Annotated in this window: 19 protein-coding genes; 14 read left to right on the top strand and 5 right to left on the bottom strand. The window is 74.8% G+C overall.

The genetic code is table 11. The annotated features are described in order from the left end of the window. Positions 1 to 3 precede the first annotated feature (3 nt). The 13 genes from LN037_RS15380 to LN037_RS33645 all read left to right on the top strand — a co-directional run bounded on the left by LN037_RS15380 (position 4) and on the right by LN037_RS33645 (position 12695). Positions 4 to 864, top strand: coding sequence for an Fpg/Nei family DNA glycosylase (locus LN037_RS15380; RefSeq protein ID WP_230754076.1), 861 nt, complete (start codon positions 4 to 6; stop codon positions 862 to 864). An 85-nt stretch (positions 865 to 949) separates the two neighbouring features. Then, positions 950 to 2155, top strand: a complete 1206-nt coding sequence (locus LN037_RS15375) for a histidine kinase (RefSeq protein WP_230754074.1) — start codon at positions 950 to 952, stop codon at positions 2153 to 2155. Between the two features lie 23 nt (positions 2156 to 2178). Beyond that, positions 2179 to 3084 carry a S49 family peptidase gene (locus tag LN037_RS15370; protein ID WP_230754072.1) on the top strand — a complete coding sequence of 302 codons (906 nt, stop codon included), beginning with the start codon at positions 2179 to 2181 and terminating at the stop codon, positions 3082 to 3084. A 72-nt stretch (positions 3085 to 3156) separates the two neighbouring features. Further along, complete coding sequence (locus LN037_RS15365; RefSeq protein ID WP_230754070.1) at positions 3157 to 4473, top strand: WXG100 family type VII secretion target; 1317 nt, start codon at positions 3157 to 3159, stop codon at positions 4471 to 4473. Further along, positions 4470 to 5213, top strand: a complete 744-nt coding sequence (locus LN037_RS15360) for an ESX secretion-associated protein EspG (protein ID WP_230754069.1) — start codon at positions 4470 to 4472, stop codon at positions 5211 to 5213. Before LN037_RS15365 ends, LN037_RS15360 begins: the two co-directional genes overlap by 4 nt. Beyond that, positions 5210 to 5563 (top strand): hypothetical protein, encoded by a 354-nt coding sequence (locus tag LN037_RS15355; RefSeq protein WP_230754068.1) that lies wholly within the window; start codon positions 5210 to 5212, stop codon positions 5561 to 5563. The genes LN037_RS15360 and LN037_RS15355 overlap by 4 nt, the downstream gene beginning before the upstream one ends. Positions 5564 to 5691: 128 nt before the next feature. Next, the gene (locus LN037_RS15350; RefSeq protein WP_230754067.1) at positions 5692 to 6552 is read left to right on the top strand and encodes a LytR/AlgR family response regulator transcription factor; all 861 of its coding nucleotides are present in this window, start codon (positions 5692 to 5694) and stop codon (positions 6550 to 6552) included. Next, positions 6549 to 7484, top strand: coding sequence for a DUF485 domain-containing protein (locus LN037_RS15345; RefSeq protein WP_230754066.1), 936 nt, complete (start codon positions 6549 to 6551; stop codon positions 7482 to 7484). Before LN037_RS15350 ends, LN037_RS15345 begins: the two co-directional genes overlap by 4 nt. 6 nt (positions 7485 to 7490) lie before the next feature. Next, complete coding sequence (locus LN037_RS15340) at positions 7491 to 9209, top strand: sodium/solute symporter (protein ID WP_230754065.1); 1719 nt, start codon at positions 7491 to 7493, stop codon at positions 9207 to 9209. Positions 9210 to 9355: 146 nt separating this feature from the next. Further along, the gene (locus LN037_RS15335; RefSeq protein WP_230754064.1) at positions 9356 to 9712 is read left to right on the top strand and encodes a DUF485 domain-containing protein; all 357 of its coding nucleotides are present in this window, start codon (positions 9356 to 9358) and stop codon (positions 9710 to 9712) included. Continuing rightward, on the top strand, positions 9709 to 11358 hold the full coding sequence (locus LN037_RS15330) for a monocarboxylic acid transporter (RefSeq protein WP_230754063.1): 1650 nt from the start codon (positions 9709 to 9711) through the stop codon (positions 11356 to 11358). The genes LN037_RS15335 and LN037_RS15330 overlap by 4 nt, the downstream gene beginning before the upstream one ends. A 76-nt stretch (positions 11359 to 11434) precedes the next feature. Beyond that, positions 11435 to 11755, top strand: a complete 321-nt coding sequence (locus tag LN037_RS15325; protein ID WP_230754062.1) for a rhodanese-like domain-containing protein — start codon at positions 11435 to 11437, stop codon at positions 11753 to 11755. Positions 11756 to 11759: 4 nt separating this feature from the next. Beyond that, positions 11760 to 12695 (top strand): DUF4328 domain-containing protein, encoded by a 936-nt coding sequence (locus LN037_RS33645; protein WP_230754061.1) that lies wholly within the window; start codon positions 11760 to 11762, stop codon positions 12693 to 12695. 17 nt (positions 12696 to 12712) lie between these two features. Here the strand turns inward: LN037_RS33645 and LN037_RS15315 are convergent, their stop codons facing one another. Together LN037_RS15315 and LN037_RS15310 are read right to left on the bottom strand one after the other, a co-directional pair. After that, a complete protein-coding gene (locus tag LN037_RS15315; RefSeq protein ID WP_230754060.1) occupies positions 12713 to 13273 on the bottom strand; it encodes a ferritin in 561 nt (186 codons plus the stop codon). 62 nt (positions 13274 to 13335) lie between these two features. Continuing rightward, the gene (locus LN037_RS15310; protein ID WP_230754059.1) at positions 13336 to 14769 is read right to left on the bottom strand and encodes a ferric reductase-like transmembrane domain-containing protein; all 1434 of its coding nucleotides are present in this window, start codon (positions 14767 to 14769) and stop codon (positions 13336 to 13338) included. A 217-nt stretch (positions 14770 to 14986) separates the two neighbouring features. Here LN037_RS15310 and LN037_RS15305 point away from each other — a divergent pair, with 217 nt between their 5' ends. After that, on the top strand, positions 14987 to 15709 hold the full coding sequence (locus LN037_RS15305) for a class I SAM-dependent methyltransferase (RefSeq protein ID WP_230754058.1): 723 nt from the start codon (positions 14987 to 14989) through the stop codon (positions 15707 to 15709). Positions 15710 to 15772: 63 nt separating this feature from the next. Here the strand turns inward: LN037_RS15305 and LN037_RS15300 are convergent, their stop codons facing one another. The 3 genes from LN037_RS15300 to LN037_RS15290 form a co-directional block, all read right to left on the bottom strand. After that, the gene (locus LN037_RS15300; protein ID WP_372460463.1) at positions 15773 to 16786 is read right to left on the bottom strand and encodes a Rieske (2Fe-2S) protein; all 1014 of its coding nucleotides are present in this window, start codon (positions 16784 to 16786) and stop codon (positions 15773 to 15775) included. Positions 16787 to 16890: 104 nt separating this feature from the next. Then, a complete protein-coding gene (locus LN037_RS15295; protein WP_230754057.1) occupies positions 16891 to 18081 on the bottom strand; it encodes an arginine deiminase in 1191 nt (396 codons plus the stop codon). A gap of 22 nt (positions 18082 to 18103) precedes the next feature. Further along, complete coding sequence (locus tag LN037_RS15290; protein WP_230754056.1) at positions 18104 to 18904, bottom strand: CPBP family intramembrane glutamic endopeptidase; 801 nt, start codon at positions 18902 to 18904, stop codon at positions 18104 to 18106. Positions 18905 to 18957 lie beyond the last annotated feature (53 nt).

Raw genomic sequence — 18957 nt, 5'->3', positions numbered from 1 at the left:
CCCGTGCCCGAGCTCCCCGAGGTGGAGGCGCTCGCCGAGCACCTGCGCACGCACGCCATCGCCCGGCCCGTCGCGCGGGTCGACCTCGCGAGCATGACCGCGCTGAAGACCTTCGACCCGCCCCTGTCCGCCCTCACCGGCCGGCTGGTCACGGGGGCGGGGCGCATCGGGAAGTTCCTCGACGTCGACCTGGACGGGCTGCACCTCGTCGTGCACCTCTCGCGCGCCGGTTGGATGCGCTGGCACGAGCAGGCCTCGACGACGCCGCCGAAGCCGGGCAAGGGTCCGCTGGAGCTGCGGGTCCACCTCGAGACGGTGGGCGGCCCGGGCTTCGACCTCACCGAGGCCGGCACGCAGAAGCGGCTCGCGGCCTACGTCGTCACCGATCCCGCCACGATCCCGCAGGTGGCCTCGCTCGGTCCGGACGCGCTCACGCTCTCCCGGGCGCAGTTCGGGGAGATCCTCGCGGGCGCCTCCACCCGGCTGAAGACGCTGCTGGCCGACCAGCGGACGATCGCGGGCATCGGCAACGCCTACTCGGACGAGATCCTGCACGTCGCGAAGCTCTCGCCGTTCGCGATCGCGGGGAAGCTCGACGCCGAGGCGCTCGACCGGCTGCACGCCGCGCTGATCGGGGTGCTGACCGAGGCGGTCGACCGGGCGGTGGGCCAGGACGCGGCCCTGCTCAAGGGCGAGAAGCGCTCGGGGATGCGCGTGCACGCCCGCACGGGGCTGCCGTGCCCGGTCTGCGGGGACACGGTGCGGGAGGTGTCCTACGCCGAACGCTCCTTCCAGTACTGCGCCACCTGTCAGACCGGGGGCAAACCGCTGGCGGACCGCCGTCTGTCCCGCCTCGTCAAGTGAGGGACACCGCCGAACGGATGATCACCCGCCGTCGGGAACGTGTGGCTCGTTGCTCTGACGGGGTGGCGGAGGAGACGATGACCGCGTGCTCGGCTGGCTGACCTCCCCGACCGTCCTCGTCGTCCTCGGCGTGGTGGTCGTGCTGGTCGTCGTCGGGGTGGTGGTCTACCGGCGCTTCCGGCGGCGGCACGCGTTCGCGTCCCCGCTCGAGCGGGCGACCTTCTCGACGCTGCACACGGTCTCGCTCGCGGCGCCCGCGCTGCGCGAGGGGCTCTCGGAGTCCTCGGCGCAGTTCGCGGTGCCCTACCTGCGCACGCTGCTCGACACCGAGGCGCTGTCCATGACGGCCGCGGACTGCGTGCCGCTGGCGTGGGACGGCGAGGCGGAGCACCACAACCTCGACGTGCGGTTCTACGCCGAGAAGGTGATGAAGACCGGGCGGCAGCAGATGGCCAGCCGCCGGGACATCGAGTGCGGGGACGACCGCTGCCCGGTCAAGGGCATCGTCGTCGTCCCGCTCGAGGTCGACGGCAACGTCGTCGGGACCCTGGCCGCGGTCAGCGGGGAGACGCCGGGGCCGGTGCTGCTGCGGGCGACCGCGGAGGTCGCCCGGTACGTCTCCAGCCAGCTCGAGCTCGCCGACCTCGACGACTCGCGGGACCGCCTCAACCGGGCCGAGGTCCGCGCGCTGCGCGCCCAGATCTCGCCGCACTTCATCTACAACGCGCTGAACACCGTGGCCTCGTTCATCCGCACCGACCCCGAGCGGGCCCGCGAGCTGCTCATGGAGTTCGCCGACTTCACGCGGTACTCGTTCCGGCAGGCGGGCGAGTACACGACGCTCGCCGAGGAGCTCAAGAACATCGACCGCTACCTCATGCTGGAGCGGGCGCGCTTCGGCAACCGGCTCGCGGTCAAGGTGCAGGTCGCGCCCGAGGTGCTGTCGGTGGTGCTGCCGTTCCTCGCGCTGCAGCCGCTGGTGGAGAACGCCGTGCGGCACGGCCTGGCGGGCAAGGTCGAGGGCGGCACGGTCACGCTCACCGCCGAGGACTCGGCGAGCGAGTGCCTCATCACGGTCGAGGACAACGGCGTCGGCATGGACCCCCAGGCGCTGCGCGAGGACAACCGGGACGCCCACCTCTCCGGCGCGCACGTGGGGCTCGGCAACGTCGACGACCGCATGCGCTCGGCGTTCGGACCGGACTACGGCCTCGTCGTCGAGACCGAGCGCGGCGCGGGGACCAAGATCAGCCTGCGGGTGCCGAAGTTCCGGGCCGGCGTCCGGGTCTGACCGGATACGGCAGACTGGCTGGTATGGACCTCCGCCTGCCCTCGGCCCTCAAGCTCCCGCCGGCGGTCTCGTCGGTCCTCCCCGGCGCCCTGGCCTCGCGCGTCTCCGGCGGCACCGTGTCGGTGGTGCGGCTCAACGGCGTCATCGCCTCGGCGTCCGGGCCCGTGCCCCGCGCGGTCATCAACCTGCAGTCCGTCGAGTCCGCGCTCACGCGCGCCTTCGAGGCCGAGAACGCCGTCGCGGTCGCCCTGGTGATCAACTCCCCGGGCGGGTCGCCGACCCAGTCCCAGCTCGTGGCCGACCGCATCCGCGGCCTCGCCGCCGAGCACGAGCTGCCCGTGCTCGCGTTCTGTGAGGACGTCGCGGCGTCGGGCGGCTACTGGCTCGCCTGCGCGGCCGACGAGATCTTCGCGTGCCCGACCTCGCTGGTCGGGTCGATCGGCGTCGTCAGCGGCGGGTTCGGCCTCACCGGGCTCATCGAGCGGTTCGGTATCGAGCGCCGCCTGCACACCGCGGGCCAGAACAAGGCCCGGCTCGACCCGTTCCAGCCGGAGAAGCCCGAGGACGTCGAGTGGCTGCTCGGCATGCAGGCCGAACTGCACGAGCTGTTCATCGAGTGGGTCCGCAGCCGCCGCGGCGACGCGCTCGACGAGACCGCGGACCTGTTCACCGGTGAGGTGTGGACCGGGCGCCGCGCCCTCGAGCTGGGCCTGATCGACGGCATCGGGACGCCGCGCGAGGTGCTGAAGGAGCGCTACCCCGACGCCGAGGCGGTGGCGGTGGAGCCCCGCAGGCCGCTGCTCGCGCGCCTCGGCGTGGGCGTGCTCGCCGGCGTGCCCGGCCTCGGCGCGGTCGACCCGGCGGCCGCCGTCGTCGGTGCCCTGGAGTACCTGGAGGACCGGGCCGTGTGGAGCCGCTTCGGCCTGTAGGTGCCGGCTTCGCCGGGTGAGCACTTTCTGGTCCCATAGGCACGGACGGAGCTCACACGAGGGCGGAGGCCGATGCCGGCGGTCGGCTGGGACGGGCGCGACGTGTCCGGGCTCAGCCATGAGCAGATCCATCGCTGGACCCGGGACGGGGCGAGCCCCGAGGCCCTCGCCGCGGCCCGCGACCGCCACCTCGCCCGCGCCGACGAGCTGCGCGGCGCCGCCGACCGGCTGCAGGCCGCGCAGCGCGGCGTCGGCGAGACCTGGGTCGGGCGCGACGCGGACGCCGCGGGCGCGCGGACCCGGGTCCTCGCGGAGCGCATGAGCCGGTTGGCCGAGACCGTCGGGGGCCAGGCGCGCGGGGTCGACGGCCTGCGCGCGGCCCTCGTGCGGGTCCGGGCGGCGGTCGGTCCGCCCCGCCCGCCCGCGCTGCCGGGCCTCGGCGTGGCCCCGGTGCTCGAGGAGCTGCGCTCGCTGGTCACCGGCCGCCCCGCCGACGGCTACGGCGGGTTCCGGGCGGCGGCCGCCGACCAGGCCGCGGCCCGCGAGGCCTACCGCACCTACCTCGCCGAGACCGCTGCGGCGGCGCGCGGGGTCGGTCCGGCGGGCGCCGGGGGCCCGGCCGTGCCCGGGACCGTGCCGGGAGCGGCGACCGCGCCCGGCCGCACCCCGCTGCCGGTCGGGGCCCGCGGGGCGGCGAGCGGCGTGCTGCAGCGGGCCGCCGGACCGGGGGAGTTCCCGACGACGGGTGCCGGTGTCCGCTCCCCGGTGGCGGCGGGTGGCGTCGGGCCCGGGGGCGCGACGGGGGCGCCCGGACCGGCGCCGGGCGTCGCGCGTCCCGGGGCCGGTCCCGTGGCCGGCTCCGCTCCCGGCGGGGCGGGCGCCGGCGTGGCGGGCGGCTCGCCGGTCGGTACCGCGGGCGGTGTCCCGGGCGGGTCCGGCGTCGGGTCGGTCGGCCCGGCCGGATCGGCCCGGAGGCCGGTCGGCGTGGGTCCGGTCGGCGTGGGTCCGGGCGGTCCCGCCACCGGGGGCGCCCCGGAGCCCGGTGGCGCGGGACCGGCACGCGGCGGGACGGTGGTGGGCGCCCCGGTGCCCGGGGGTCCGCGCCCGGTGGAGCCGACCCGTCGTCGGAACGGGTGGCCCGCGGCGGGCGACCGCCCCCCGGGAGCGCCGGGGCTGCCCGGGGACGACCGGCCGGGTCGCGGCGCCGACTTCGGCCCGGACGGCCCGAGCGCGGCGACGTCGCGACCCGACGAGGGGGCGGAACCGGAGGAGGACGACCGCGCGGCGGTCCCGGTGCGGCACGTGAGCTGGCTCGTCGACGCCGATCCCGCGGGGTGGGGCGCGGGCGGGCGCCGGGTCGCCCCGCCGGTGCTCGGGGAGGGGCCGTGATCACGCTGCGCCGCCACGAGCTGCTCTGGGTGCTGGAGCAGTGCGGGGTGGGCGACTGGCCCTACCCGCTGACCCCGGTCGCCTGGCCCGCCGACTCCGAGGACGAGACGGTGCTGGCCCGGGCGCGCACCGAGGACGCGCTCGCGGCGCGCGGACTGCTCGATCCCGGGCCGGCCGCGACCCTGCTCGCCGTCGGCACGGCCGTCCGGGACGCCGACCGTCAGCTCGACCTGGTGCGTCGCGGCGCGGGTCCGGTGGCGGCCGTCGCCCTCGCGGGTTGGACCGGTGCCGCCCTGCTCACCTCCGCCGACCACGCGGGCGCCGACGTGCACGTCCGCCCGGTCGCCCCGACCGAGCTCGCCGCCGCCGTGCTGGGGCTCCTGCCGCGGCTGCCGCCCGCCCCCGGAGGCCCGCTCGACGTGCCGCCGCCCGCGGCGGCCCTCGAGACCCGTCGTCGGGAACGGCAGCGGCTCGCCGTCGACGCGGTGCTGGAGAGCGCCACCGCCTGGACCCAGCTCGGCGTCGCGTCTACACCGAACGGGGTACGTTGGGCCGACGATCGTGCCGATGCACGGGTCAAATGGCTCGACTCGCCCCGCGGTCGCTACCGACTGCGGCACGATCGGCTCCGGGCGGGGCCGCCGGGCACGGCACGGCTCGTGCCGGACGACACGGCGTCGCCCGGGACACGGGCCGAGGTCGAGGCACTGCTGCCGGACCCGGGGAGGAGCACGACATGAGCGGACCGGGTCCCGCGTCCGAGCGGGGGTTCGCGGCGCTCGACCCGGCCGACGCCGAACGGTTCGCCGGCAAGGTGGACGACCTGGAACGCACGGTCGCGGAGGCCCGGGAGGCCCTCCGCCGGCTCGCGGAGGACCCGCTGGCCACCGGCACCGGCCAGGAGAACGCCGAGATGGCCGCCTGGTACCGCGAGCTGCTCGTCACCGACACCGTCCCCGCGGCGGACGACCTGGCCCGCCAGCTCGACGCCGTGCGCCGCGCGGTGGTCGAGGGCACCGCGGCGTGGCAGGAGTCCGAGCGGTCGATCCGGGACTCGCTGGACCCCGGTCCCGATCCGGGTCAGGGGTGATCCGATCGGGTGACGGAGTACGTCAGGTCCGGTAGCGCCGCGCGTCGGAGCCCCGACCCGGGCACGGTGACACGGGCAGGGTCCCTATCGTGGACGTGGGACCGACCCTTGGGCAGGATGGCGCGACAGTGACTACCAACGACAACGACGGCCTCGTCGTCCTCGCGGTCGACGACGAGGAACCCGCTCTCATGGAGCTGGCCTACCTGCTCGAGCAGGATCAGCGCGTCTCGACCGTGCTGAAGGCGAACGACTCCATCTCGGCGCTGCGCATCCTCACCGGTGGCGACCAGGTCAACCTGGGCGGCTTCGGCACGCCGCCGCAGGGCTTGGCCTCGCCCGCGAAGCAGTCCGACGTCGACGTGCTCTTCCTCGACATCCGGATGCCGGGGCTCGACGGCCTGGAGCTCGCGCAGGTCCTCTCGCGCTACGTCATCCCGCCGTCGGTCGTGTTCGTGACCGCGCACGACGACCGTGCGGTCGAGGCCTTCGACGTCGGCGCCGTGGACTACCTGCTCAAGCCCCTGCGCCCGGAGCGGCTCTACGCCTCGCTCACGCGCATCCTCGCCTCGCGCGGCACGACGGTCCCCGTCGAGCCCGCCGTCGAGGAGGAGGGCGACGACGAGGTGATCCCGGTCGAGCTCGCCGGCACCACGAAGCTGGTGCAGCGCTCCACCGTGCGCTGGGTCGAGGCCCAGGGCGACTACGCCCGCCTGCACACCACCGAGGGCAGCCACCTGGTGCGCATCCCGCTCTCGGTGCTCGAGGAGCGGTGGTCCGACGCCGGGTTCGTGCGCATCCACCGCTCGTACCTCGTCGCGCTGCCGCTGATCACCGAGCTGCGGCTGGCGGGGTCGGGCTACGTCGTGCGGCTCGGCAACGGCAACCAGCCGGGCGAGGTGGCCGAGCTCCCGGTGAGCCGCCGCCACACCCGTGAGCTCAAGGACCGTCTCGTCCGCTCGACGAAACAGGCGTGGGGCCGGCGGTGACCGCCACCGACGGGCGGACCCGGGCCGGGGGCGACGACCCCGACCCGACCGGCCCGCCGGACACCGCGGTGCCTCCGGAGGAGCCCGCCGCCGGACACCCGGGGTACGGCGGGATGCCCGCCGCCCGCAGCGCCGACGAGTCCGGGCCGCAGGAGGTCCCGGCGATCGCGCGCATGCGCGCCCGCGCGGCGATGTCGGCGACGGCACCGCCCCGACCCGCACCCGGACCGGTGCCGCCCGGCGTCGCCCGTCGCGTCGGTCGGCACGCCCGGCCCGAGTCCGAGCACACCGGCCACACCCCGCCGCCGGACTACCGACCGCGCCACGCCGCGCCCCACGAGGACGCGGCGTCCGCCGACGCCGCCGCGGTGACGCCCCTCCACCAGCGGCCCCCCGCCGGGCCGCCCACGCCCGCGGCGCCGCCGGACGTCGAGATCGACCCGACCCCGGTGCGCGGGCTCCCGCTCGCCTCCACGTTCCCCGCCTCCGGGGTCACCGCGTCGGAGGTGGTGCGCTTCGACGACAAGAAGTCGCTCTACGGCTCCCCGGCCGGCCCGGACACCCCGAACGCGACGCCGCCCGCCCGGCAGCGGATCGTGCTGGCCGAACGCCGCTCGCCCACCCGCGCCGTCGGCACCGTCGCCGAGATCGAGCAGCAGACCGCCACCGGTGAGCTGCTCCTGTCCAACCTCATGCGGTCCCAGCTCATGCTCGCCGTCCGGCTCGCCGTGGTCGCCGTCATCGTCCTCGGCGTGCTCCCGATCGTCTTCCTGACGATGCCCGGGGTGGCCGGGACCGTCGTGTTCGGCGTCTCGCTGCCGTGGGTGCTGCTCGGCGTGCTCGCGTTCCCGTTCCTGCTCCTGCTGGGATGGCTCTACACCCGGACCGCCGAGCGCAACGAGCTCGACTTCGCCGACGACGTCGAGGACTGAGCCAGCATGTCCGGGTCGGACTCCGTCGTCGCCGTCGTCCTGTTCGGGCTCGCCGCGGTCGCGGTCATCGCGATCGGGTCGCTCGGGGTCCGCGTCACCCGCTCCACCGACGACTTCCTCGCGGCGTCGCGGACGGTGCGCAGCCGCGCGAACGCCGCCGCGATCGCCGGGCAGTCGCTCTCGGTCGCCTCGTTCCTCGGCATCGCCGGGATCGTGCTCTCGCACGGCGTCGACGGCCTCTGGTACCCGGTCGGCTTCGTCGCCGGGTTCGGCGTGCTCCTGCTCTTCGTCGCCGCCCCGCTGCGCCGCTCCGGGGCGTACACGGTGCCCGACTTCGCCGAGACCCGGCTCGACTCCACGACGCTGCGCAGCCTGACCACGCTCGTCGTGGTCGTGATCGGCTGGCTCTACCTGGTCCCGCAGCTGCAGGCCGCCGGGCTCGTGCTGATGGTCGTCACCGGGGCGCCCGGCTGGGTGGGCGTGCTCGCGGTCGGCCTCGTGGTCACGGCGGCGGTCACCTTCGGCGGCATGCGCTCGATGACGCTCGTGCAGGCGTTCGGCTTCTGGCTCAAGGGCGTGGCGCTGGTCGTCCCGGCGATCGTGCTCGTCGCCTGGTTCCTCGGGACGGGTCTCACCGCGGCACCCGACCGGGGCGGGGTGGTCGCCTTCGACCGCCCGACCACGGTCGAGATCCACGACGCGGTCGAGCTCACCGTGGTCGAGCCGGTGACCGTCGAGGTGCAGCCCGACGGCGGCGACCCGACGACGGTCACCTGGGGGCCCGGGACGCAGGAGATCCCGCGCGACACGACGCTGGTGTTCCCCGCCGGGGCCCGCATGCCGGTGGTCGGCGAGGCGGTCACCGACAACCGGGCCTGGGACACCCCGTTCGGCGACGGTCAGCGCGATCCGCTCTGGGTGTACTCGCTGCTGCTCGCGACCTGTCTCGGGACGGCGGGTCTGCCGCACGTGCTGGTCCGCTACTACACCAACCCCGACGGACGGGCGGCCCGGCGCACGACGGTGCTGGTGATCGGCCTGCTCGGCTTCTTCAGCATCGTGCCGATCGTGCTGGGCGCGCTCTCCCGCTCCGTCGCACCCCAACTGCTCACCGCGGGCGAGGGCGACGCCGTGGTGCTGCTGCTGCCCTCGCTCACCGTCGGCGGGTGGATCGGCGCCGCGATCGGCGGACTCGTCGCGGCCGGGATCGCGGCGACCCTGCTGTCGGTGTCGGCGGGGCTGCTGCTCTCGGTGGCCGGCGTGCTCTCCAGCGACGTCCTGCCCGGCCGTCTCGGCGACTTCCGGATCGCCGCGCACGTCGCGGGGGTGGTCCCCATCGTCGGCGCGCTCGTGTTCGCCCGGCTCGAGTTCGCCCACGCGGTGACCCTCGCGCTCGCCGTGGCCGCCTCGACCTTCGCGCCGCTGCTGCTGCTCGGCATCTGGTGGCGCGGCCTCACCGACCGCGGTGCCATCGCCGGCATCGCGGTGGGCGGCACGCTCTCGCTGGCGGCCGCGATCACCACCCTGGCCGGCGTCCGGCTCGACGGGGTCGTCGGCATCCTGCTCGCGCAGCCGGCCGCCGTGTCGGTGCCCGCCGCGGCGATCACGATGGTGGCGGTCAGCCGCGCCACGGCCTCCCGGATCCCGGCCCAGGTGGGCCGGACGCTGTTGCGCCTGCACGCTCCTGAGCGCCTCGGGCTCGGCGAGATGCGTGTGGGTCGCTAAGATCACCCACTCGCTTCACACGCGGCATACAGTACGTAACGCCTTTCGCCACACGAAAGGACCACCTGCGCCGGAGTGACGCCCACTAGGGTTCGTCCGTTGGAATTCCGGCACGCGGCGGACCGACTGCCCGAAGGGTGACACGCATGAGCGCGACCGAGGAGAGCTCGAGGGGTTCCGACCCGCTCGGTGCTCCCACCCCCTACGAAGAGATGCAGCGGAGCCCGGAGTTCAAGGCGCTCCGCAACCGGTGGCGTCGCTACATCTTCCTGATGAGCGGCCTGTTCCTGGCCTGGTTCCTGGTGTACGTGCTGCTGGCCGACTTCGCGCCCGGCGTCGTGAACACCCGCCTGGGCGGGAGCAACTTCACGGTCGGCCTCCTGCTCGGCCTCCTGCAGTTCGTGTCCACCTTCGTGATCGCCGTGGCGTACGCGAAGTTCGCCGAGAAGAACATCGACCCGCAGGCCGAGGCGCTGCGCGAGACGGTGGAGGGGAAGCTGTGACGACCGGACTGCTCGCCCAGGGCGGGGCCTCCCAGCTCGGCAACCCGTACCTGAACATCGGGATCTTCCTGGCGTTCGTCGTCGTCACCCTCTTCATCGTCTACCGGGTGAGCCGGTCGGCGACGACGGCCTCGGACTACTACGCGGCCGGGAGTTCCTTCACCGGCCCGCAGAACGGCTTCGCGATCTCCGGCGACTACCTCTCCGCGGCCTCGTTCCTCGGGATCGCGGGCGCGATCGCGGTGAACGGCTACGACGGCTTCCTGTACTCGATCGGCTTCCTCGTCGCGTGGCTCACCGCGCTGCTGCTGGTCGCCGAGCTCCTGCGCAACGTCGGCCGCTTCACCCTCGGCGACGTCCTCGCGTTCCGGATGAAGCAGCGTCCGGTGCGGGCCGCGGCCGCCGTGTCGACCCTGGTGGTCTCGTTCTTCTACCTGCTCGCGCAGATGGCGGGCGCCGGCGGCCTCATCTCGCTGCTGCTCGGCATCCCGAACACGCCGGGCACGATCTTCGACGGCCAGTCGATCGTCATCGCCCTCGTCGGCCTCGTCATGATCGTGTACGTCCTCTACGGCGGCATGCGCGGCACCACGTGGGTGCAGATCATCAAGGCGACGCTGCTGGTCATCGGCGCCGCGGTGATGACGGTCTGGGTGCTGGGCCTCTACGGCTTCAACCTCTCCGCGCTGCTCGGCGCCGCGAACGAGGGCTCCCCGACGAACCTGCTCAACGCCGGCAACCAGTACGGCAAGACGATCACCAGCCGGATCGACTTCCTGTCGCTCGCGGTGGCGCTCGTCCTCGGCACCGCGGGTCTGCCGCACGTGCTGATGCGCTTCTACACCGTGCCCACGGCCAAGGAGGCCCGCCGCTCGGTGAACTGGGCCATCTGGATCATCGGCATCTTCTACCTGTTCACCCTGGTGATCGGGTACGGCGCCGCGGCGATCGTGCCGGCCAACCTGCTGTCGTCGAAGAACGTCAACGACGCGGCCCCGCTGCTGGCCTTCGAGCTCGGCGGCACGATCCTGCTGGGGGTCGTCTCGGCGATCGCGTTCGCGACGATCCTCGCGGTGGTCGCCGGCCTGACGATCACCTCGGCGGCCTCGTTCGCGCACGACGTGTACGCGTCGGTGATCAAGGAGGGCAAGCCGGAACCGGGCTCCGAGGTCCGGGTCGCGCGGCGGACCGCCCTCGTCGTCGGGTTCGTGGCGGTGATCGGCGGCATCCTCGCCAACGGGCAGAACGTGGCGTTCCTCGTCGCGCTCGCGTTCGCGGTGGCCGCCTCGGCGAACCTGCCGACGCTGCTCTACTCGCTGTTCTGGAAGAAGTTCAACACGACCGGGGCGATGTTCTCGATCTACGGCGGGCTCGTGTCCTGCGTCGTGCTGATCATCTTCTCGCCGGTGGTGTCCGGGTCGGCGACCTCGATCTTCGGGGAGGGGGCGGACTTCGCGCTGTTCCCGCTGTCCAACCCCGGCATCGTGTCGATCCCGCTCTCGTTCCTGCTGGGTGTCGTCGGCACCTACGTCGGCGCGAACAAGGGCACCGCGGCCGACCAGGCGGAGCACGACCGCAAGGCCGCCGAGATGGAGGTCCGCTCCATGACCGGGGCGGGCTCGTCGAACACGGCCGTCTCGCACTAGGTGCTTCGCCTGTGAGCACTTTCGGCGGCTATGGCCGCCGAAAGTGCTCACAGGCGCGGAGCGCACAATGGAGACCATGAACGTCCCGGCCGTGACGGTGTCCGAGGTGCCCGCGGGCGCCACGCTGCTCGACGTCCGCGAGGACGACGAGTGGGCCGCCGGCCACGCGCCGGAGGCGGTGCACGTCCCGATGTCGGCCTTCCTGGAGCGGCTCGACCAGGTGCCCGACGGCCCGCTCGCGGTGGTCTGCCGCGTCGGCGGCCGGTCGGCCCAGGTCACGGCCTACCTGCGCGGGCAGGGGCGGGAGGCGGTCAACGTGACCGGCGGGATGCTCGCGTGGGAGGCCGCCGGGCGTCCGGTGGTCGCCGACGGGCCCGGCCCCGCCCAGGTGGTCTGAGCCCGTGACCTGTCCGCGGTGCGGCCGCGAGCAGCCCCCCGGCGGGTCCGGGCGGTTCTGCGTGCACTGCGGCCGCGTCCTCGGCGGGGTCCGGTGGGTCGCGACGACCCCCGAGGCCACCCGGCCCCGCACGTCGGCCCCGCGGCGGGCGCCCTACGCCGGCCCGCCCCGCTACCGGTCGATCCCGCGGTGGAGCCTCTGGCCGTGGGCGGCCCGGCCCGAGCCCGGCGACCCGGACGGCCCCCTCGCCCCGCCGCCCCCGCCCGCGCCGGACGACGCGCTGCGCGCCACCGCGGACCTGCTGCGCCGGCTCGCCGTCACCACCGCCCTGCTCTGCGGCGTCGCGGCCCTCGGCGAGGCCCTCCGCTACGTCCTGCTGCTCGTGAGCCGGGACCGGGCCCTGTCCGGCGTGCTGCTCGGCTGGTCCGACGCGATCGTCGGACTGTTCGGTCTGCTCGCACCGGCGGCCGCGCTGGCCACCGGCGTCGTGTTCCTCCGCTGGCTGCTGCGGGCCCGGGAGATCGCGGCGGAGGCGTCGGGCACGCGGCCCTGGCGTTCCGCCCGCATGCTGCTCGTCGGGTGCGTCCTGCCGCCGCTCACGCTGACGGTGCCGGGGGCGACCCTCGCGGAGATCGAGCACGCCGCGTCGGGCCGCCCCGCCGACGTCCGGCCGTTCCCGTCGCGGCCGGTCCTCGCCTGGTGGGCGGCCTGGGTGGTCGGCGTGGTGCTCGGGCTCGTGACGGTGGTGCAGGGCTTCGCCGACAGCACGCAGGCGTTGGCCGACGGCGTCGTCCTGCACTTCTGGAGCGACGTCGTCGCCGCGGTGGTCGCCTGGCTGACGATCCGGGTCACGGCGCACCTCACCGAGCTGCTCGCGCCGGTGCTGCGCGCCTCCGGCCGCAGCTACGTGGTGCCGCGCGCGACCGTCGACGCGGGCTGAGGGTCGACCGGCGCGGGTCAGGCGCCCCCGCCGAGGGTGGCGATCCCGCCGGCCGAGGGCGGCGCGGTGGGGTCGGTGCCCGCGTCCGACGGCATCTCGCGGGCGACGAAGTCCTCGACGTGGAAGAGGTTCTCGCCGGCGCGGCGCACGATGCGCAGGAGCGTCGTCATGGAGGCGACCTCCTCGACCTGCTCCTTGAGGTACCACTGCATGAACTGCTCGCCGAGGTAGTCGCCCTGGTCGCGGGCGGTGCGGGCGAGCAGCGTGATCTGGTCGGTGACCCGCCGCTCCTGCTCCAGCACGAGCTCCACGACGTCCTCGACGGACTTGAAGTCGTTGCGCACCTCGTCGATGCCCGGGATCCGGACGTGGACGTCGTTGTCGAGCAGGTACTGCACCATGCCCATGGCGTGGTTGCGCTCCTCCAGCGCCTGCGCGTAGAAGTGCGCCGCCAGCTGCGGGAGGTCCTCGTCGTCGCAGTAGACCGCGACCGCGGTGTACTGCTGCGACGCCGTGAACTCGTGGCGGATCTGGTCGCGCAGGAGGTCGTGGAACCTCGAGGAGGACGGCTCTTCCATCCGGCGAGTGTAGGGCGGCCTTACCTCCGGGAGTTATGGCGTCCACCATGCCGTCCTGCCGGTCAGAGCGATGCGTGTCGCCCGCCGCGTCGGGAGCGGCGTACGCCCGACCCTCGTTCAGGCGCGACGACGACCGGATCCGCGCCACGTCCGGGACGGGCAGGACCGACCGGGGCGGCCATCCCGGAGGTCGTGGTGGAGGTGGGCAGCGGCCCCGACCACCCGAACTGCTCGCAGTGGACCCGCGAGGCGGGGACCGCGAGCTGTTCGAGGGCGGCGAGGGTGCCGGTGGCCAGGGAGGCGGGTCCGCAGACGAAGTAGTCCAGGTGGTCGCGCTCCGGGGCGGGCGGCAGCACCTCCGCGAGGAACGCGAGGTCGATCCGGCGACCCGCGGTGCGGGTGATCTGCAGGTCCAGGCGACGGGTGAGCACGGCGAGCTCGTCGGCGAACAGCGGCTCGGAGCCGCGCTCGGCGAGGACCAGGCGGTGGCGGCGGGGGTCACCGCGCTCGGCGAGGGTGCGCAGCATGCTCATCATCGGGGTGATGCCGACCCCGCCGGCGACGAGGACGAGCCCGGCCCGCCCGCCGTGCTCGACGGCGGTGAACGACCCGTGCGGGCCGTCCAGCCACACCTTCTCGCCCTGGCGCAGCGCGGCCACGCGGTGCGAGAAGTCGCCCTGGTCGCGCACCGTCAGCTCGAGCCGGCCGGTCACGTTCGCGCTGGAGGCGATGGTGAACGGGTGCTCCTCGGTGCCCACCACGGCGCGGCGCAGGCGCAGCCAGACGAACTGGCCGGGCTCGAAGTGCAGCCCGCCCCGACGCAGGTGGACGGGCGCGAGCACGAGGGTCGCGACGCTCGGCCCCTCGCGTCGCACGCCGTAGACGACGAAGGCGCCCTGGCGGGAGAACAGCGGGCGCCACACCCAGCGGTGGGAGAGGACGAGCAGCAGCGCGGCGGCGAGGACCAGGAGACAGACCCGCATGACGGGGTCGGCCACGAGGTGGTTCAGCCAGACCACGTGCAGGGCGGCGAGGACGAGCCCGGCCGCGGCGAGGGCGACGTGGAGCCGGGCCCACACCTCGTAGCGGGCGCCCGGCCGCCGTCCGCCCGCCGCGACCCCGCCGACCAGCAGCAGCGACACCAGGGAGCCCCAGCCGACCTTCGCGGTGTCCCGCGCGGTGAGCGGGTTGACGAGCGCGGGGTGGTTCCACAGCGCGACGACGGCGTGCAGCACGACGGCGGCGAGCGCGAGCACGCCGAGCCACCGGTGCAGGCCCATCACCCGGTCCACGCCGAACGCGCGGGTCAGCGTGCGGATCCGGCTGGGCACCAGGACGACCACGACCAGCGCGCCGAGGCCGAGCACGCCCAGCCCGACCGAGAGCATCGTCCCCGGCGCGGTCGAGTGCCCGCGCCAGGCCGAGAGCACGAACGGCACCGCTGTCATCGCGAGGAGCACGCCGCTCCACGCGATCGTCGTCATCCGTCTACGCACGGCCGGAGAAGGTAGGTCCGTGACCCCGCCGTGACCCGCGAGTCTGAGAGGCCCGCCCGCCCGACGGCGCCGATCGACCGGGATCCGGCGACGACGGGCATGATCGCTGCGCCGTTCGTCGATACCCCTCTCAGGTTCGTGCGGAGCGGCCCCGCGGCCGGTCGGTCACCGGTGCCGGACATGCCCCCGGCGGGGCCGCACGGCAGGATGGCCGACCGTGACCTTCGACCGCGCCCGTGAGGCCGCCCAGGTGCCGGCGGCGTTCGACCAGGACGCCACCTCCTACGACCGGTTGGTCGGCGCCAACCCGGGCTACCTCGACCACCTGCGGCTCTCGGCGCGGCGGCTGGCCCTGCCCGACGACGGAGCCGGGCTGCGGCTGCTCGACGTCGGGTGCGGGACCGGGCTGTCGACCCAGGCGCTGGTGGAGACCTACCCGCGGGCCGAGATCGTCGCCGCCGACGCGTCGGCCGAGATGCTCGCGCAGGCGCGCTCCAAGTCGTGGCCGAGCACCGTGCGGTTCGTGCACTCGCGGGCCGAGGAGCTGGCCGCGCACGGCGTCGAGGGTCCGTTCGACGGCATCCTCGCGGCGTACCTGCTGCGCAACCTGCCCGACGTGACGGCCGGGGTGAAGGACCTGCACGGGCTGCTCGCGCCGGGCGCCCCGCTCGCGGTGCACGAGTACTCGGTGGCCGACTCGGCCCGCTCGCGGGCGACGTGGACCGCCGTGTGCTGGGCGATCATCATCCCGCTCGGGTGGCGGGTCACCGGCGACGCATCGCTCTACCGCTACCTCTGGCGGTCGGTGCTGCACTTCGACGGCCTCGCCCGGCTCACCGGGCGGCTGCGCGACGCGGGTCTCGACGACGTCCGGGTCGAGCCGGTCGACGGCTGGCAGAAGGGCATCGTGCACACCATCCTGGGCCGCCGCCCCGCCTGAGCGTGGCGCGCCGCCGACGTCGGACGTCAGCCGTGTGCCACCGCTGACACCCGCCGCGGAGGCTCAGGACCCGAGCAGGCGCCGCCGGCGCACCTCGTAGGTGCGCTCGGCGTACTCGATGTCGTCGACCCACAGGCGCTTCGCCGCGAACTCCATGAGCGGACGGACGAGGCGCTGCGCCTTCGTCGCGTGCACGAACCCGGGGCGCTCCGAGTGGGCGACGACGGCCTCCGTCACCTGCGTGCGGGCCCGGCCGTCGGGGTGCGGGGCGAGCGGGGTCGCGTGGGTCTCGACGACGCTGCCCGCCCCCTCGCCGCGGGTGATGTGCATGACGACCGTGCGCGGGTCGGGGCAGGTGAAGCGGGCCTCGACCGGCACGCCCCAGTTGCGGGTGAGCCGGAAGGCCACGTGCAGGTCGAAGTGGTCCTCCGCCTCGGACGCGGTGCGCCCGGGCGCGGAGTCGACGCGCAGGTCGGCGAACGAGTGCGGGTGGAACCAGGCGCCGTGCCAGGGGTCGAGGCGGTTGGCGACGACGTCGTCGGGCTCGCAGGTGCCGACCATGGTCGCGACGGCGACGAGGCTGTCCGCGTGCGGCGGACGCACCGGCAGGATCGGCGCGGCGGTGGGTGCCTCGCCGCCGACGGCGTCGAGCCGGACCCAGACCAGCACCCCGTCGTCGTGGGCGGGCAGCGTGCGCCACCCGGCGCGCCCGGAGGGGCCGAGGGCGAGGCCGTGCCAGCGGCAGATGAGCTCGCAGCCCGACTGCTGCGCGGTCGACATGTCCGCGCCGAGGTGCGGGCACGCGCCCGGGCCGGCGTGCACCCCGCCGTCGGGGGCCCGCCACACGACGAGCTCGACGCCCGCCACGGTGACCCCGGTCGGCGAGCCGGCGCGGACCTCGCGCGAGGCGCCGACGACGTACCAGTTGCCCGACGGCCGCGCCTGCGCCCGCTCCAGCGCGGCGTGGATGATGCCCGGCTTCGCGTCCCGCCAGGTCGGCTCCATGGCCTCCCAGCGTTCGCCGGACAGTCGTCGCAGAGGGTTCGCCGAGGTTCGGCCGACCGGGCGCTTCTTCAGCACGGAACGGACGCTAGGGCGGCGTCCGTACCGGTGCAGTGGGGCGCGGTCGTCTGTGGCCGGACGCACGTCTGGCTGCGCCGAACGAGGGCGCGCCGACACGATCAGGGGACCTCGCGGTCCCAGGGGCAGGACAGGCAGCGCGGTCCGCCCCGTCCCGAGCCCAGCTCGAACCCCTCGATCGTCACGACCTCGACGCCTGCGTCGCGCAGCCGGGCGTTGGTCGTGGTGTTGCGCTCGTAGGCGACGACGAGGCCGGGCGCGAGGGCGAGGGTGTTGTTGCCGTCGTCCCACTGCTCGCGCTCGGCGGCGACCCCGGCGGGCCCGGTGTCCACCGCGCGGAGCTCGTCGATCCCCATGGCCCGGGCCGCGGCGGGACGGAACGGCTCGGGGCCGGTGATCGACAGGTCGGGCGTGCCCGGCCGCATCGTCCACGCCTCCAGCGCGTCGAGGACCTCCGGGAACACCACCATCGCGTCCACGTCGACCATCGTCGCGACCGTGTCGAGGTGCATGGTCGCCCGCCGCTGGGTGATCGGGACCGCGAGCACGGTGTGGGCCAGCCCGTCGGCGAACATCGCCCGGGCGAACGACTCGGCCCCCGCGGGGCTCGTGCGCTCCCCGACCCCGATCGCGAGCACGCCGGGCGCCAGCAGCAGCACGTCGCCGCCCTCCACCGGCGAGGTGTCCCGCGGCGCGGTGTGGGTGACGCCGCCGAGGGCCGGCCGACCGGCGTGCGCGAGCGCCACCAGCGAGGCCTCCCGGCGTCGCGCGGGCATCCCCATCACCGCGGCCACCACCCGGTCGCCCACCCGCATCGACGAGTCGCGGGTGAACATGAGGTTGGGCAGCGGGTCGACGGCGAACTCGTCGGGACCGTGCATCCGGCGCACCAGCGAGTGCCCGCCGTCGCCGAGCTCGCGGAAGGTGAGCCCGCCGATGAGGGCCTCGGCGAGGTCGGCCGGGGCCAGCCCGGCCATCTGCTCCCGCACCGCCGCGCCGAGCTCCCGGCCGAGCACGCGCTCGTCGACCGCCGCGACGATGCCCGCGTCCCGCGACCCGGCGTCGTGCAGGGCCTCCGTGAGCAGGTCCGCGAGCAGCAGCACCTCGACCCCGCGGGCCCGCAGGGTGTCGGCGAAGCGGTCGTGCTCGAGCTGCGCCCGCTCGACCCAGGGGATGCCGTCGAAGAGCAGCCGGTCGGCGTTGCGCGGCGTCAGCCGCTGCAGCTCGGGGCCCGGGCGGTGGAGCACCACCGTCCGCAGCGGGCCGACCTCGGTGTCCACGCGCGGGGCCATGGGCGACGACCCTAGGACCGCCTCAGCGCCCCGGCAGGAAGGACACCTTCCCGGCGAGCAGCGCCGAACCCACGAACGCGACGACGTCGATCAGCGTGTGCGCCACGACCAGTGGCCAGAGCCGGCCCGTGCGCTGCCAGTAGCGCCCGAACACCAGGCCCATGACGAGGTTGCCGAGACCGCCGCCGAAGCCCTGGTAGAGGTGGTACGACCCGCGCAGGACGGCGGCGACGAGCAGCGAGCGGTTCTCGGTGAGTCCGAGCCGGCGCAGCGCGGAGAGCAGCCAGCCGACGACCAGCACCTCCTCGGCCCACGAGTTCGCGAAGGCCGACACCAGCAGCACCGGGACGCGCCACCAGTGGTCGTCGAGGACCGACGGCACCACGGTCAGGTTGATCCCGATCGCGCGGGTGAGCAGGTAGAACCCGAGCCCCGGGATGCCGATGAGGGCGGCCAGGCCGCAGGCGGCGCGCAGGTCGCGCCAGGGCCGGCGACCGTCCAGTCCCACCCCGCGCGGCCCGGACCCGGCGCGCAGCAGGAGGTAGAGCCCGAGCCCGCCCCACGCGATCAGCTGCAGCGAGGAGGCGAGCTGGGCGGCGAGGTCGACCCAGGCGTCGGTCGCGAGCGGCTCGTCGATCGCGACCTGGCGTTGGGACAGGGGCGCGGTCGCGGCGAGCGAGTCGAGCAGCGAGATGAGCGAGCGCAGCCCGGAGAGCCCGAGGGTCACGGTGGCCACGACGAGGATCTCGGTGACCAGGAGCCGTCGCTCGCGGCCGGTCACGACCTCGACGTCCGGCCGGGCCGGGGACAACCAGCTGTTCATCGGTGATCACGGTAGGCCCGCCGCCGCCGGGCGCGGCGTCGGTAACCTCGGTG

It is taken from the genome of Actinomycetospora soli, from assembly GCF_021026295.1.
Lineage (GTDB): Bacteria > Actinomycetota > Actinomycetes > Mycobacteriales > Pseudonocardiaceae > Actinomycetospora > Actinomycetospora soli.
This window is presented reverse-complemented; position numbering and strand designations above follow the sequence as displayed.

Bases quoted from the DNA above. Each gene is read 5' to 3' on its own strand.
- LN037_RS15370 (WP_230754072.1), top strand. From the start codon at position 2,179: ATGGACCTCCGCCTGCCCTCGGCCCTCAAGCTCCCGCCGGCGGTCTCG.
- LN037_RS15365 (WP_230754070.1), top strand. From the start codon at position 3,157: ATGCCGGCGGTCGGCTGGGACGGGCGCGACGTGTCCGGGCTCAGCCAT.
- LN037_RS15355 (WP_230754068.1), top strand. From the start codon at position 5,210: ATGAGCGGACCGGGTCCCGCGTCCGAGCGGGGGTTCGCGGCGCTCGAC.
- LN037_RS15340 (WP_230754065.1), top strand. From the start codon at position 7,491: ATGTCCGGGTCGGACTCCGTCGTCGCCGTCGTCCTGTTCGGGCTCGCC.
- LN037_RS15335 (WP_230754064.1), top strand. From the start codon at position 9,356: ATGAGCGCGACCGAGGAGAGCTCGAGGGGTTCCGACCCGCTCGGTGCT.
- LN037_RS15325 (WP_230754062.1), top strand. From the start codon at position 11,435: ATGAACGTCCCGGCCGTGACGGTGTCCGAGGTGCCCGCGGGCGCCACG.
- LN037_RS15315 (WP_230754060.1), bottom strand. From the start codon at position 13,273: ATGGAAGAGCCGTCCTCCTCGAGGTTCCACGACCTCCTGCGCGACCAG.
- LN037_RS15295 (WP_230754057.1), bottom strand. From the start codon at position 18,081: ATGGCCCCGCGCGTGGACACCGAGGTCGGCCCGCTGCGGACGGTGGTG.
- LN037_RS15290 (WP_230754056.1), bottom strand. From the start codon at position 18,904: ATGAACAGCTGGTTGTCCCCGGCCCGGCCGGACGTCGAGGTCGTGACC.